15 protein-coding genes and 3 pseudogenes are annotated in these 14,980 nt (G+C 52.1%); 1 reads left to right on the top strand and 17 read right to left on the bottom strand.

Going from position 1 to position 14,980, the window contains the following annotated elements:
* Nucleotides 1–139: 139 nt before the first annotated feature.
* On the bottom strand, nucleotides 140–400 hold the full coding sequence (locus KW837_RS27660) for a DUF6429 family protein (protein ID WP_008074738.1): 261 nt from the start codon (nucleotides 398–400) through the stop codon (nucleotides 140–142).
* Nucleotides 401–656: 256 nt separating this feature from the next.
* Here KW837_RS27660 and KW837_RS28895 point away from each other — a divergent pair.
* Nucleotides 657–924, top strand: a pseudogene (locus tag KW837_RS28895) (transposase); the annotation flags it as partial.
* A 128-nt stretch (nucleotides 925–1,052) separates the two neighbouring features.
* On the opposite strand, the gene KW837_RS27650 reads toward KW837_RS28895, so the two are convergent.
* The 16 genes and pseudogenes from KW837_RS27650 to KW837_RS27575 all read right to left on the bottom strand — a co-directional run bounded on the left by KW837_RS27650 (nucleotide 1,053) and on the right by KW837_RS27575 (nucleotide 14,950).
* A complete protein-coding gene (locus KW837_RS27650) occupies nucleotides 1,053–1,802 on the bottom strand; it encodes an SGNH/GDSL hydrolase family protein (RefSeq protein WP_218399249.1) in 750 nt (249 codons plus the stop codon).
* Between the two features lie 215 nt (nucleotides 1,803–2,017).
* Nucleotides 2,018–3,133, bottom strand: a complete 1,116-nt coding sequence (locus KW837_RS27645) for an acyltransferase (RefSeq protein WP_256349051.1) — start codon at nucleotides 3,131–3,133, stop codon at nucleotides 2,018–2,020.
* Between the two features lie 141 nt (nucleotides 3,134–3,274).
* The gene (locus KW837_RS27640) at nucleotides 3,275–3,634 is read right to left on the bottom strand and encodes a VanZ family protein (RefSeq protein WP_218399248.1); all 360 of its coding nucleotides are present in this window, start codon (nucleotides 3,632–3,634) and stop codon (nucleotides 3,275–3,277) included.
* Nucleotides 3,631–5,733: a YjbH domain-containing protein gene (locus tag KW837_RS27635; protein ID WP_218399247.1), complete on the bottom strand. Its 2,103-nt coding sequence runs from the start codon at nucleotides 5,731–5,733 to the stop codon at nucleotides 3,631–3,633. Before KW837_RS27635 ends, KW837_RS27640 begins: the two co-directional genes overlap by 4 nt.
* Complete coding sequence (locus KW837_RS27630) at nucleotides 5,730–6,497, bottom strand: capsule biosynthesis GfcC family protein (protein ID WP_218399246.1); 768 nt, start codon at nucleotides 6,495–6,497, stop codon at nucleotides 5,730–5,732. Before KW837_RS27630 ends, KW837_RS27635 begins: the two co-directional genes overlap by 4 nt.
* Nucleotides 6,494–7,153: a YjbF family lipoprotein gene (locus tag KW837_RS27625; protein WP_371317176.1), complete on the bottom strand. Its 660-nt coding sequence runs from the start codon at nucleotides 7,151–7,153 to the stop codon at nucleotides 6,494–6,496. Before KW837_RS27625 ends, KW837_RS27630 begins: the two co-directional genes overlap by 4 nt.
* Before the next feature lie 14 nt (nucleotides 7,154–7,167).
* Complete coding sequence (locus KW837_RS27620; protein WP_218399244.1) at nucleotides 7,168–8,280, bottom strand: polysaccharide biosynthesis/export family protein; 1,113 nt, start codon at nucleotides 8,278–8,280, stop codon at nucleotides 7,168–7,170.
* A gap of 87 nt (nucleotides 8,281–8,367) precedes the next feature.
* Nucleotides 8,368–8,649 carry a hypothetical protein gene (locus tag KW837_RS27615; RefSeq protein WP_218399243.1) on the bottom strand — a complete coding sequence of 94 codons (282 nt, stop codon included), beginning with the start codon at nucleotides 8,647–8,649 and terminating at the stop codon, nucleotides 8,368–8,370.
* Nucleotides 8,650–9,078: 429 nt separating this feature from the next.
* Nucleotides 9,079–9,618 carry a dTDP-4-dehydrorhamnose 3,5-epimerase gene (rfbC, locus tag KW837_RS27610; protein ID WP_218399242.1) on the bottom strand — a complete coding sequence of 180 codons (540 nt, stop codon included), beginning with the start codon at nucleotides 9,616–9,618 and terminating at the stop codon, nucleotides 9,079–9,081.
* 107 nt (nucleotides 9,619–9,725) lie between these two features.
* Nucleotides 9,726–9,812, bottom strand: a pseudogene (locus KW837_RS29190) (sugar phosphate nucleotidyltransferase); the annotation flags it as partial.
* Nucleotides 9,813–9,854: 42 nt separating this feature from the next.
* Nucleotides 9,855–9,998, bottom strand: a pseudogene (locus tag KW837_RS28890) (dTDP-glucose 4,6-dehydratase); the annotation flags it as partial.
* A 171-nt stretch (nucleotides 9,999–10,169) separates the two neighbouring features.
* Nucleotides 10,170–11,513: a UDP-glucose/GDP-mannose dehydrogenase family protein gene (locus KW837_RS27595; RefSeq protein ID WP_218399239.1), complete on the bottom strand. Its 1,344-nt coding sequence runs from the start codon at nucleotides 11,511–11,513 to the stop codon at nucleotides 10,170–10,172.
* Nucleotides 11,514–11,525: 12 nt separating this feature from the next.
* Entirely contained in the window at nucleotides 11,526–12,953 is a 1,428-nt protein-coding gene (locus tag KW837_RS27590; protein ID WP_218399238.1) for a mannose-1-phosphate guanylyltransferase/mannose-6-phosphate isomerase, read from the bottom strand.
* Between the two features lie 54 nt (nucleotides 12,954–13,007).
* Nucleotides 13,008–13,484 (bottom strand): glycosyltransferase, encoded by a 477-nt coding sequence (locus KW837_RS27585; RefSeq protein ID WP_218399237.1) that lies wholly within the window; start codon nucleotides 13,482–13,484, stop codon nucleotides 13,008–13,010.
* Complete coding sequence (locus KW837_RS27580) at nucleotides 13,485–13,940, bottom strand: UDP-N-acetylglucosamine transferase subunit ALG14 (protein WP_256349048.1); 456 nt, start codon at nucleotides 13,938–13,940, stop codon at nucleotides 13,485–13,487.
* 35 nt (nucleotides 13,941–13,975) lie between these two features.
* On the bottom strand, nucleotides 13,976–14,950 hold the full coding sequence (locus KW837_RS27575) for a glycosyltransferase family 1 protein (RefSeq protein ID WP_371317175.1): 975 nt from the start codon (nucleotides 14,948–14,950) through the stop codon (nucleotides 13,976–13,978).
* Between the last annotated feature and the right edge of the window lie 30 nt (nucleotides 14,951–14,980).

Here is a 14,980-nt window from a genome sequence, read left to right as displayed (position 1 = left end):
TTTTTTTTGCCGCTGCCAAAGGCTGCGTTCGGACGAAGCAGTCGTGAATTTTGAGGCCAGTGATACAGGAGATTTTTCAGCGCTACCCAGTGTTTAAGCGATCCATAAACCCCACCTACCGTATGGCCGGGGTATGAAGTCAGGCATCCGAGTCGGATATATGCTCCACTTGAGTTCTTATCCCAAACAACCGGTCGGCGATCTGCCGACCTCGCTCCAGCCCTTCAGCTGTCAACCAAATCGATTTGTTCTTGTTCACCGGATCGCTGATGAAACCCTGTTCATGCAATCGGTTCATCGTCTCGAAGTCGAACCCTTTCCAAGTATTGCCGTTATCGAAACTGAAGGCTGCCAACAGGGCAAGCACGGCTTCTTCAATCAGTTTATCGTCGTATTCCATGATTGTTGCTCCGGGTTTATGGCGCGCCTACCGTGAAAACGCCTTCGCCGGCAAGCCGGCTCCTACGGGGTTCGTGTCGTTCACGGTGTCTGTAGGATCTTCTATTAAAACGCGATAACTTTTAGAGCTCCAGTATCAACATCCAATTCAGAACTACAGGTTCGACTGTATGACCATCTGAAAGTATCTGAACGAGCTCCATGAAAGACAGAACACCGCTTCCCTTACGATAAGGGATAGGCAAACGGTTATGTTTATGACTAGTGGGGAGCTTTTAGGCCGGGAGCGGCAACGCCGCTGGAACTCGAAGCAAAAAAATTGCCCTGGTTCGCGAGAGTCTTGAACCAGAGCAAAGTGTTTCGGTGGTGGCTCGGCGCAATGACACCAATGCCAACCAGCTGTTCCTGGGGTGCAAGCTGTATCAGGACGGCAGCTTGTCGTGTCAGTGAGCGGTGGTGGCTTCCGGGCGGTACGATGCGCTCAAGCAGATCCGTGAACTGCAACGGATGCTGGGTAAGAAGACGAAGACGATCAAGCGTGACTACGTGGCGCACATGTCACGACTTTTCGCGAGAAGCATATCGCCCCCCCTTCGTCACACAAACCAGATTGACAATGACGCGACTATCAACATCCTCAAACGCCAAATTAATCACGCACTGAGGAGTGCTGCCTGCTGATACAACAAAAATAAACGTTTAACATATAAGCCATGCCCGTAATCATTCGGATGCCAGCGCACCCCATCAGATGAACCGGCACCATGGGCTAGTGGAAGAGCCGCGATATCGGCTACTGAAGAGTAAGGCACATGCTCTTCAGAGGAGACCGACGCCATAACTCTATCGACCTCCCCGGACCAGCCACTGTAACGCCCAAGGCCATTCTGACGAGACAAGGACCATGGGCCCACGGCAATGATACTCGGACGACTATCGAGTCGACGGAGAGCAGTAATTAACTTTCTGTAATTTTCTTCTAAATTACCAATTCCGCTTCTAATATCTTCGTGCTCACCTAGCTGAATAACCACAAGATTTGGGCGCGTATTAATTACAGAGTCCAATGCTCGGAGTCGCTGGTCAACTGTGCCACTTCCTCCTGCAGTGTGAAAACAAACCACCGTCGGCTGCTCGCGGGCGTCACTAATTTCTCGGCTTAAAATACTTACATAATCATATTGCCTAGAGGATGCAGCCATACCACTTGTATGACTCCATCCTAAATTTTTCTTTGTAGTTTCATTGAAGCCATGCAAAATAATACTGTCACTGACAAACAATACCCGGCAAGCCTTAACATTTTCAATATCACATTGCGTAACAGCATCTAGTTGCGACAACGGTGCAGCCGCCAAGAAAGAGCAACCAAGGGCAAGAACACTCCCTACCAACACTCTCATTATAACTTTAATTTTTCACCTGCCGGGAGAGCAACTAACCATCCATCTTTCACCTTTAGCATTGCCAACGATTACCTAACGGTAACTCCCGTGGTTGCGACCACTGGGGCATTCATATTCACCATTATTGCGCTGGGTGGTATCGGTGTGTATGCCTGAGGGTCATAGCATGAAGCGCCCGCACGGCTTGGATCGCAAGCCGTGCGGGGAGGAATTTAGGCGGGTGTTTTTATGGCGGGCGCAGTGTCGGCTGTAAGTTTTGCGAGGCGTCTTTTAATCAGGGCGTTTAGCCGCGAGGTCGCGGGCGTCTCTATCAAAACATAGAAAATGCTGCCGGCCACAATGGCGATCAGAGTGCTGAAGATTACTGAGATCGAGGGAATGATTAGGCCAATACGCTTCAGGATTTCCGGCGCCGCGGGCGATAGCAGCGGGTGAAACAGATAGATGGAATAAGAGGCGGCCCCAAGAAAAACAAGTAATTTCGGTACAGTAACGTTACAGGTTTTCTCGATGGACGCGCATCCGTATACCGTGAAAAGCGAGGCGATTCCGTAGAGTATTGTTTCGCCCCAAATGGTGGTGCGTGGCAGGAAAAGATAAGCCAATGACAATACCACTAAGATAACGGAAATAGATGTAGGCATGTAAATACGCTTCTGGATAAGACGCGCGGCCAGCATTCCCCATAGAAAATTAAGGACAATCGGGTCTGCATAGAATTGCATCGCCGGCGACCAGTCTTCTGTTTTAAAGAATGAGGCGACGGTCAATAAACCGAATAGCCCGGCGCACCAGCGTATGGCGCTCAACTTTAGCAGCAGGCAAAGGGTAAACACGGCATAAAAGAACATTTCAAATAGCAGTGTCCAGCCTACGCCCAGTAGCGGCTTGATGTCGCTGTCAATGTTTACGGAAGGAATAAAAAAATATGATTTAAATATATAGACCCAGTCAATTTCAGCGTGCAGCACTAAGTGCGCGGCTGAGAGTAACACGAGCAGTTTTATGGTAGTGGCAGCCCAGTACAGCGGAACAATACGGGCAATTCTGCGGGCGGCGAAGTGTTTCCAACCATTGGCCGTTCCGTGCAGCTTTTCAGAGGCGAGAATCATGACGAAGCCGCTGATCACAAAGAATAAAGAAACGCCATGGCTTCCGGGCGCGTAAAAGGATGCGTCAGGATCTAGTCGTTCTTTCGTATAAAACGCGGAATGGCATAGGACGACGGCTAGCGCTGCGATAAAACGTAGTACCTGGATTAGATCGTATTTTTCTGATCTTTCCGGTGGGTTGTATGTTTCGCGCAGCATAGTTAATAGGTTCTTCATGAGGTCCATCTCCTATAAGCTCTGTTGTGATATTGATTTAGCGTCGCAGGCGTATTCGCTGCCAGCCGTTGTCGCCGATGAACGAACCAGTGTCGCCAGCGGTACAACATGCCAGCAGACTGCTTAGTGCTTAAAGCCTTTTCAGCGCAGCCAGTATCTCGAGACCAGCAAACCCATCAACACGCCGATACTATTTGCCAGCATGTCATAGGGCGAGGCCGTGCGTAGCGGCATCAAATCTTGTGCGAACTCGATGAGCACGCCAGTGAGCAAACACCCCAAGACTATCCAGCGTAACTTCACATTGGGAAAGGCCAGGCGGCAGCTGAACGCAAATACCAGAAAGCCGATCCAGTGATGGAGCTTGTCCTCTTCGACGAACAGCTCCGGGACCGGCTGAGAGCGTAACCCCGCGAACAGCAGAATCCCGGTCACCACAGCAAAGACCAGACCCCGAAGCCAGAATGGCAACTCGACCAAGCCTTTGAGCCACGTGATCATTCGGTAATTTTCTCGAAGTTGTTGTAAAACAGGTCGCTGTCACGTCCATCGGTCATGGTCTGTAGCGAGTAGGCACGGCTCAGGCGTGCACCGCCATCGCGGGTCAGTGGCGCCCAGACGATGTTGGCCCGACGCATGGTGGAGGTACTCATCAGTTCGTCGAACGGGATGGAAACATAAATCCCTTTGTCGAAGCTGCCCTCGCCATACTCCTCCTTCGACGCGCTGGTCAGCGTGACCCAGGCGCCAAACTTCACGCCGTTCTTGAACACCCGCGACAAGTCCACGGTGGTGCCCCAGTCCCGCGCCAGATAACGCCCGACACTGACCGCTGCAAGCATGTCATTGGGCAGTTCAGTATAGCTGGTGACATGGCCCGTCACGGTCTTGTAGTCACGCAGGCCAAAGCCCTGATCATAATCGCGCTGGCGCACGAAGTTCAGGTCAGCGCCCACCGACCAGCGTTTCCCCGTGGGTCGATACAGCACTTCGCTGCCAACGCCAGCGTACATGGATTCCAGATAGCCGCCGTAGACCATGCCATACAAGTCCTGATCCAGCTGTTTTGCATGGTTGAACTGGAACGTCGGCATCGTCACATCGGAGGTGGTCATGTATTGGCGCAAATCAGTGCGCACTCGCGGCAGCCCGCTCGGCGCGTCGTAGGTGAACTTGTCGTAGTTGTTCAGCAGGTTGACACTGAGCAAACCGCTCCACCAGGTATTGCGAGTGAAACGGTACTCCGCATCGGCATCGGCGGTGAACTGATAGATCAGTCCGTCGGGGCCACCGATGTTCTGTTTGTAGCCCAGGCCGAAGCCGTAACTGAACGGTTGCAGCGCCTGGGTGTAGAGCGTGGTTTCCCGGTGCGCCATCGCCGGGTTGACCTCGGTCGTACGGTGCAGATCCTTCAACGGCTGGTCGTTGTTCACGACCGCGCGGAAGGTTTCGCGCGGCACGCTGGTTTCCTCGATGGACATGTCATAACGCTGATTCACCAGGGTGAACCAATCGATGTCTTGATTAACGCTGTTATCGAGAATCCGGCTAGCCCGCCCGACGGCTTTGGACGGATAAAAATAGCGGGACTGCTCGCCATACACCATCAGTTCCGAACCGCGCTGGGTGATGCGTTTCACCTTGTAGCCGGCATTTTCCTGTAGCCGGTCGGAGACATCGGCCCAATTGACCTGATCAGCCGGAGTCGACGGTGCCTGCACCGGCAATGGCTCGGCGGGAGGGTCATAGGTCTTGACCGGTGCCTTGCGGCTGACAAAATTGGTGTGCAGGGTGATGCCGAACATCGCCGTATTGCCACGCTCCCAGCCAGCACTCAAATCGACGCTGTCGGCCAGCTTGTAGACCACGCCGATGTTGATCGGCAGGTCTTGCTTGATCGAGTTGTCCAACGGCTCATTTTTATAATCGTTGCCCTCATATTCAAGCTTCAGGCTCAGCGGTGCCCACGGCGTTTGATAGGCGATCCCGCCAAACAATGAAGGATGACCCCTGAAGTAGGCATTGGCGTTCACGTCCCCTGCCCTGGCGACAACCGCCGTGCTCTCTGGCCGGTCGTTGAACTTGCTGCCGAAGACCGCCAGCGGGTTGCTGAAATCCCCCCGATTACCCAGATAGCCCCAGGCAATGCCGAGGCTGAAATCCAGGTCGCCATAACGCTTGTTGGCGACGAAATATTCGCTGGAAAACAACCCGGTACCGCCAATGTCCCGGGCACCGAGGGCGACCTGCGGTGCCCAGTGACTTTCTTCCCAAAGCCGTGCCTTGACGTCGATAGCCTTGTCTTTGAAGCTCTGATCGCCACTCAGCTCTTCGGTGCCGTACTTGCGGTTGGAGATCGCGGTGTAACGAAACGAGCCCTCCAGCCAATCGAGCGGCTGCAAGGAAAAACTGTAGCGCGAATAAGGGTCAGTACGACTGGCCGTGACGCTCAACTCCCCCGCGGGAGCCATGCGTGCGGTGGGGGTCTGAAGCAGACCGACGCCACCAAAATCACTCTGGGTGTAGCGCGGTTCACCGTGAGCAAATCCGCAGGGCAGGAGCAATACAGCAGCAAAACGTAACTTAAAGGGGCACTTCAAGGGGCCACCTCAGCCAAGGGTTGAGTGGCGAGAAACTCGGCCAGTTGTTGATTGAGCTCGGGAGTCGGCACCTCAAGGTCGTCGTTCCTGATCGGCACCAGGATCTTGCTGCCAGGAGCAGCCACGACGCCCTCCTCACGGTTCCATGCCGCCACGCCCACACGCCGCACCTGGCCGTCGGGCTGAATCAGCCATAAATAATCGCGTTCGGCATCGTCGAGAATGGTGCAGTCCAGAGCATAAGCTCGGACTTCCTGCAGGCCGCGGTAAGGCACATGACAGGGCTGCGCGACTGCCCCAAGGACTTCAACAGTGGACGGCCGCGCGGGATAAATAAGTCGGTCACCATCATCCAGCAAAGCGTTGCGGGCGAAGCCCACTTCCACGGCGATCGGGTCGAGCACCGCGACCTGACGCCCGGTGACCGGCAGCCGCTCGATCTGCTCATACAGGCGCTTGCTCAAGTCTGCTCGCGTGCCCTTGCCATCCAGCAAGGCACCCCGTTGTAGCAACTTCAGATCGAACAAGACGCCGGCCTTCAAACGCGTTTGCTGATCCTCCAATGAGCGGTGCAGCCACGCAGCACCCAGCCAGTAACTTTCGGCGTTAGGTTGGGCCTCTCGAATGACGTCCATCAAACGTGCACCGGGTTTGACGTCGATGGGCCCGGGGCTGCGCACATCACCACTCACCGTGACGGCTGCCTGGCTCATGCCCGGACCGATCAAGAACAAACCCAGCAACAAAAGGTTCGGACACTTCAACGGGCAGCCCCCCGATCAGGGCGTAACTGCACGATTTTCAGGAACAATTGCGGCGTCAGGTGCTGCTCGCTGCGCAAGATGAAACCGTCCTGGGGGTCGACCCAGTAGCGGTTGGTGGCGTGGAAATTCAGGGTGGGTGCATCCACCTGCTCGTCGATGCGCAGCAAGGCGTAATCCTTGTCCAGAATGCTGATGGTCTCGATGCCTTGGGTGCTGAAACGGCTGTCGACCGCAATGCCGATACGGTTGCCGTCATAGATGTCTATCCAGCGCGTGCTGGTATAGCCATCAGGCAAATGCTGAAGGCCGCGCTTGAACGGCGACTCTTCATTAAAGCGAGTGCCGTCAAGAGAAACGCCCAGCCCGACGGTGCGTACCACCAGACCGTCGCGCATCATCAACACTTGCTTGCCGGAAGCAACCCAGAACTGCAGGTCACCGCGCCGACGGGCCATGGCCATCACCCCCTCGCTGGAGGTGGTGGTGACCAGGATCTGCGGATACGGCACGGCGTCGACCTGAGCGCGGGTCAGGTTGATGGAGGCAGGTCCTGTGATGGAGGATTCCAGGGTGTGCCAGGAGGCCTTCATCAACGGGTTACACCCGCATAGCAAGAGCGCCATCGACAGACAGGCACAGGTAGGCAAAATTTTCACGGCGGGATAGAGCCTTATCTGCTGTTGGCTTCGCTGAGATTATTAACAGAGCTGGCGCCGGTCCCGAGGACTGCGGCCGTGGGCAGAAGCTGGCTGATCAGACGGTTCCAGCGCGTCACGCCGGCCGGGCCGACATAGACGATGTCTTGCGGCTGCAAGTCGAAACGAGTGGCCAGCACTAGGGCCGAAGGGGATTCGGCATCGAGCTGGAACACTTTGGCCGGTTCGGTTTCCAGGTTATCCGCGCCGCGAATCACGTACACCGCGTTGCCATTGGAGGTGGTCTGGTTCAAGCCACCCACAGTGCCCAAGGCATCGGTCAGGTTGATCGATTTGCTCTTGAAGCTCAGCGCGCGAGGCTGGTTGACCTCACCCATGACATAGATTCGCTTTTGGTCGTTATAAGGCAAGTACAACCGGTCGCCACCCTTGAGGTAGACGCCCTGCAGCTCTGAGTCCCGGCGATTGAGGGTGTCCAGATCAAGCTTGTATTCGCGCCCGTCCCGGGTCAGCGTCAGACCCGACAAGTCTGCGTTCAAAGGGTCCACCCCGGCCGCGCCAACGGCCTCCACCACACTCAACGGGTTGGTGGTGATCGGTTGTTGACCGGCTTTGAGCACCGCGCCAGAAATCACCACGGTCTGGCTGGCGAAACGCAAAACACTGACGTCGACCTGAGGGCTTTCGACAAATTGCGACAAGCGCTCGGCGATAAAGGCTCGCAACTCTTCGATGGTTTTACCCGCGGCCGGAATATTACCGATGTAGGGATAAAACAGCGTGCCGTCCGGGCGCACCAGACGACCGTTGGCATCGAGTTGCTGTTGCGGCCCTGAAGGCGCCGTCAATTCGGGGTGATCCCAGACCGTGATAAACAACAGGTCATTGGCACCCACGCGATAACCGCCCGGAACATAGGACAACAACGCAGCGGGGACCGATTCGCGAACTTGCGTGGCGGCATCCATGGCAATCAATTTAGGCGTGATGGGAATAAGCTCCACCCGGCTACTTTCCCCAGAGCCGTCACTGACCATTTGACTGGTGTCCATGTGTTGACCAGGCGAAAACATACAGCCGTGCAAGCTGATACTTGCCAGCATAACAACAGATAATCTACGGATCATAATGGCACTACGCTAGTCGAGGGCAAATCTAAAACAAGATCACCCAGAAAGTTCTGAGTGATCTTGAACAACACACTTCGCGGGGTATTAGTTGGTGGTACCGGTAGTACCACCCGTACCGGTGGTGCCGCCTGTTCCGGAGGTACCGCCATTGGAACTGCCACCGGAGTTTGAAGCGGCCACTGCAGCGCCCGCGATAGCCGCGCCGATCACAACAGTTTCGGCGACCGTCACGTCCCCGACCAGCGGGGTGTTCAACGACAGTGGCTCGCTGGCTGCTTCGCTCGCCGGTTTACTCGGTGGTTCATCCGCTGCTAACGCCGCGGTACTCATGACAGCCAGCAAGCCGGCCGTAAGTAGCTTCTTCATATCAGACTCCTTCTCGACATCAACTCTGCATTAGATTTGATACTAGGGGACCGGGAATTGAACAGCAGGTGAATGAACTGCCACCCGTAAGTTGAACGAGCCCGTTCATGCACATTGCCTCCTTTGGAGCATGTCATTTATAGGGAGTGCATACCATACGCCGAACCTCGCAACGCCATGGGCAAAAGCGCTTCAAGGAGCAGGCCTCTTTGATGAAAAACGGCGACTTTTCAAGATTTTTGCTACATGGCAAAGCATTTTCGGAACAAATCCCAGAGTGCAAATCATCCGCCCTCCGCGCCTATTGTTATTATTAGTCAGGATTTTCCCGGCTTCTTATCACGCAAAATTCTACTGTGGTGGGTCATTGAGATTACATAACATCAAGTCATAAATAGTTAATGTTAACTATAGACCACTATGAATCAGTCATTCCCCGTTCAATACCGCGCGCAAGCGCGGGTTGTGCAAGTCTTTTTCCGAGAGTTGAGGCGACTCCACGGGCCAGGCAATGTCCAGCTCCGGATCATTCCAGAACAGACCACCCTCGTCCTCGGGGTAATACAGATCGGTGCATTTGTATTGAAAATCGGCGGTATCACTGAGCACACAGAAACCGTGGGCATAACCCGGCGGCACCCATAGTTGAAGATGGTTGTCAGCGGTCAATTTGACGCCCACATGCTCACCACAGGTGGGCGATTGGGGATTGATGTCCACTACCACGTCGTACACCGCACCTTGGGTGACACGCACCAACTTGCCTTGGGGCTTGGTTCGCTGGAAGTGCAAACCCCGCAGCATGCCATATTGCGAACGCGAGTGAATGTCCCGTACGAAAGGCAATTCGATGCCGGCATCGCGATAACGCTGCTGGTGATAGCTCTCAAGAAAGAACCCGCGGCCATCACCGAAGATTTTAGGCTCGACAATCAGTACGCCGGGCAACCGAGTGTTGATGACATTCATCTCGCAGGCTCCGTAGTCAGCACACGTGCCAGGTATTGGCCGTAACCGATTTTGTGTAACGCGATGGCTTGTTTATCCTGTTCCGCGGCCGATAACCAAAGCTGGCCGTAGACCGGAAGCAGTTGTTTGGATACGCCACGAGGAATGGGGTGCAAGTGGGCGCCGAAGCCTCCCGCCAAAATGATGCCTTTCATATGGGGATACCCTTCAAAATTTAATAGAGGCAGGGTTTGAATGGTAATCAGCGCACGATAACGCTCGACGCCCGCAGGCTTGTCGGGAGCCAACTCTTCAAGCAGATCGCACAGGGTTCGCAGGAACTCGAGATTGTGTTTTTCGTTATGGCCAACGATGTTGTAGGTTTCGCCGACCTTTCTACGAAATTAGCAGAATGCCGTTTCTCAGCGCTCATCATTGAGCACAAACCTTCCAACGCGCTGAAGAGTTGTAGCCAGCATTATCCCAATTTTTTTACTACGGACTTGTCCGCTCCAAGACGCGGACAAGTATGAAAGAGGGACTATGGCTTTTTCTTGGTGACCTAGACAGTATTAAATGACCGGCCTTACAGATAGCCCGCGCCCTATACCATAATAATCGAATCCATTGGCTTTCATGCGGTGAGGATCGAATATGTTACGGCCGTCAAATATGACAGGAGTACTCAGCTTTTCCTTTATCAAGTCCAGGTCAGGGGCTTTGAATTCGCGCCATTCTGTCACAATGATTAAAGCATCAGCGCCTTGAAGCGCAGCTTCTTTGGTACCCATTAAAAGCAGGTCTTCTTTCATTCCATAAATTCGTTGTGTTTCGGCCATAGCTTCGGGGTCGAAGGCTTGCATTCTGGCACCAACGCTACGCAACTGTTCAATCAAGACGCGGCTTGATGCTTCTCGCATATCATCGGTATTGGGTTTGAAAGCCAAGCCCCAAATCGCAAATGTTTTTCCCTCCAGCTGCCCATCGAAGTGATGTTGGATATGCTCGAATAGATGTTCCTTTTGCCGTCTGTTGACTTCCTCGACAGCTGACAAAAGCGTTGCTTTATAGCCGATCGACGACGCTGTACGCTCCAGGGCTTGTACATCTTTTGGGAAACAGGAGCCGCCATAGCCGCAGCCAGGGTAGATAAAGTCGTAGCCAATTCTTGGATCAGAGCCAATGCCTTTACGAACGGCCTCAATGTCTGCGCCCAATCGCTCGGCGAAATTAGCCATTTCATTCATGAATGAAATTTTTGTTGCCAATAGACAGTTAGCCGCATACTTCGTCAGTTCGGCACTCCTGATGTCCATTGTGATAATTTTTTCATGGTTTCTGTTGAAAGGCTCATAGAGCTCCCTCATCCGGTCCACGGCGTAACTACTATCACTGCCTATGATAATTCTATCGGGACGAGTGCAGTCTGCTACCGCAGAACCTTCCTTCAAGAACTCGGGATTCGAGATGACGTGAAACTCCACCTCAAGATCCCGAGACTTCAATACGTCGGAAACTTTCATTCTTACTTTATCTGCGGTACCAACAGGCACAGTAGACTTGTTAACAATAATTTTAGTCTCCGTCATGTGGAGCGCGATGGTCGCTGCAACGGATAACACGTATTTTATATCAGCGCTGCCATCGTCGTCCGGAGGCGTGCCCACTGCAATAAACTGGATGTCACCATGATCCACGCCGCGTGCTGCATCGGTGGTGAAATGTAAACGCCCTGCTTCATGGCATTTTTCTACGAGAGCACTTAATCCAGGCTCATAGATCGGAATAATCCCGCTCTTCAGGTTCTCGACTTTAATAGCATCGACATCAACACAACATACGTCATGCCCTGCGTCAGCAAGTACAGCCGCCTGAACCAGGCCCACATAGCCTATTCCAAAAACAGTAACATTCATTTTAATACTCCTTTAAATGAGCTCGAGGCGGCCATAACGATCTTCAAAACGAACAATGTCATCTTCGCCAAGGTAGGAACCCGACTGAACTTCTATCAACTCAAGGGGGATTCGCCCTGGATTTTCAAGAGAGTGCACAACCCCAATGGGTATGTAGGTGGATTGGTTCTCGCTCAGCAACACCTGTTTGTCACCGATTTGCACATTTGCGGTGCCTGACACCACGATCCAGTGTTCTGCCCGATGATGATGAAGTTGAACAGAAAGTTTATGCCCGGGTTTGACCGTGATTCGCTTAACTTGGTATCTATGACCTTGGTCTACTGAGTCATATTTCCCCCAGGGTCTATAGACTTCACGATGGCTAGCGCCCTCGACTCGATTATTCTTAGTGAGTTCAGACACTATTTTCTTGACGTCTTGAGAGTGCTCCTTGGTCGTCACCAATATTGCGTCAGACGTCTCGACGACAACGACATCACTTAGACCTAGAACAGTGACCAGACGATGGCTGGAGTGGACATAACTATTGGTAACGCCGTGCAGCAATACATCCCCTTGTATGCAGTTTTCATTTTCATCTTTCGGGCCTGCTTCCCAAACCGAATCCCATGCACCAAGATCGCTCCAACTGGAGTTGAGGATAACGACTGACGCAATGTTGGTTTTTTCCATGACCGCATAATCAATCGACACATTGGGCGCGTTCACGAAGTCCACCTGATTGAGCCTTGTGAAGTCCTGGTCATGCGCCGCGTTGGAGAGAGAAAGCTCTGCGGCGACAACGATGTCAGGACTCAAGCGTTCCAGTTCAGACTTCATGACGGAGGCGCGGAACATAAACATTCCGCTATTCCAGAAATAGTTTCCTTGGGCAAGGTAGCTTTGTGCTGTTTCCAGGTCGGGCTTTTCTACAAAAGCTTCAACGTGCGCAGCACCTTCGGCAGTATCAATTTGCGTACGGATATAGCCGTAACCGGTCTCAGGCTTAGTGGGTACGACCCCGAAGGTGACAATTCGACCCTTGTTGACTTCCACCTTGGCCAACGCAATGGAGGCTTGAAAAGCGTTAATGTCAGTTATGACATGGTCTGCGGCTAAAACCAAAAGGACAGGATCATCCCCGTCCTCCAGGGCTGCCAATGTCGCGGCCGCTATAGCGGGAGCGGTATTTCGTGCAAAAGGCTCCAATAGGATTTTTTGTGGCTTTATATCCAGCGATCTGCTTTGCTCAGCCACGATGAAACGATGATCTTCGTTACAAACTATTATCGGAGGACTTAGGCTCTCCCCCTCTGTAGAGAGATTTTTTATTCGATCTAAAGTGGCTTGAAACAAGCTCAAATCACCGTGTATCGATATAAATTGTTTTGGTTTAAGAGCTCTTGAAAGCGGCCACAAGCGCGTGCCTGAGCCGCCAGACAAAATAACTGGGATCATAGCGATTACTCAATGATTAAAGGTGATGAAAGAGTGTCGACAAACAGCGAAGAATTAAGACGTGAATGACTTTATATAATCGATCAAACGATCTCTTTCCGTGAAGTCCAACGAACTCTCTGCGTTACTGTAATTGAGCGCTGAATGAATAGCCGAAAAAAAATCATCTTTATCATAGGCAATGAAAACAGACGGGAAGCTCGAAAAATTCTCGACAGTGTCGTACTGATGGTTATTAATATGTTCACCACGGCTGCTATCCCGAGGAACGATAACTATTGGTTTTCCCAGTTCAAGCGAGCGAATGATATTACCCATACCCGCATGAGAGACGACGACTGCAGATGTGTTGAAGTTTTTGGAAAACAGAGGTTCGGCTATTGTTTTGAACGCGGTAATGCGGCCCAAGTCCTTTTCGTTATCGCCGACTTGGGCAACAATAGGGATATGAGGGTTTGCATGACTCCATTCACTTAAATAGCTGAGCATTCTCTCAAACGGTGCTTGAGTACCAACGCTGCAGAATATCATTTATACAATCCTCCCTTTATATTGAGCCCTGCTATTCTCCGAAAGAGTGGGCCACTGCGTGAGCAATTCATCTACAAAGTAAGAAGCGATTCTGCCGGACAGAGAGATTTTCTTGGGGTTCGCGATACTATCAATCCAGAGCGTTTTCTTTCCCATGATCTTTGCTGCGATCAAACCCAGCAGACCCGGTGCAGCCCCCGTAGAGATGACGTATTTTGCTTTGCTGTGGTAAACGATATTGAAGATCTGATAGAACCCCTTAATAATCTTCAAGGGTTCACTTCTATTAAAGTCCGGAACTTTAACAAAATCGTGAAGTGGATACTGCGAGTGAACGCTGATATCAACGGTGGCAATATTAACCTTTTGCCCGTCAAAGGCAGGAAGCAGTTTGCTCATCTGTACCCAATGCCCACCTCCGGAACAAATCAGTAAAACATCATACGATTGACTCATGACGGTTCCCTTCCTGTCAGGATTAATAGACATCATTAGATGATAACGGCTGTTCTTAATAACTCCGCCTGGCCCTTCCAGCGTGTTATTCGCTTGGCTTTTAACTGGGCTGATTTTTCTTTATAGAGTTCTTCATTTTCGATGAGTTGAGATACCCCAAATTTTATTGACAGGGGGTCTAATGTCTCAACAAATACGGCCGCGTCCGAAAACAATGATCGCAGTACCGTGGTGTTCGAGAGTGCCATCGGCCTGCCCGCACTGACCGCTTCGTTGGCCACACTCAATTGAACATTGTCGCGCGTTGTCAGACCGAGAACGACATTCGCATTGCACAGCAGTTGTTCAAAAATCAATTTACTCAGAAAACCCGTAAGCTTGATATTGGCTGGCATTGACTCTATGAGCGCCTCCGACAACTTGCCCTCATGCTTCCCTGTGATAAGAAAGTCTATATGAGGCATCTCCCTGGCTGCATTAATAACGACCTCTATGGGTTCGTCGATGTCAAAAGAACAAGGGAAAAGCACATAGGGTGTCTGATGATCACTGGCGGGCGAGGCTTTAAAATCACACGGCAAATCTTCCAGGATGAAAATGTTTTCTGAGTTAACGCCTGCGTGAGATAACTCTTCTTTGACTTTGAAGTTGTGGACTACAACAGCATCGATTTTGTTGAGTAAAGACACCGTCCCCGGGAAAGTTAGCCACTGTTTGCGCAGCAAGCTGTTGTGTGCGTCAGCGATAATCTTGAGGCGCCTGTTCACCAAGAATTTGTAGGCCAGTGCTATGTGCAACACAGGGCTCGGTGGTAGCTGGACCCAAACAACCTCAGGCGCACCGACGAAAAGCGCTTTGATCGTCTGAAAAGACTTAATCAAATAGTCCAATGGCCGGGTATATTTTTTTTTGAATCTATTCGGGAGGTGCAGAATGTCATATGCCCAATATTGTTTCATTGTGTCGGCGCGTCGTTGATAGCCAACCCATGCGATCATTAATGATTTCACTTCAGAATCCTGCATAAGGGATAGTCGGGA

This window comes from Pseudomonas sp. PDM24 (assembly GCF_019218905.1).
GTDB lineage: Bacteria > Pseudomonadota > Gammaproteobacteria > Pseudomonadales > Pseudomonadaceae > Aquipseudomonas.
Note: the sequence above shows the minus strand (reverse complement) of the source record. Positions and strands in the feature narration are given on the sequence as shown.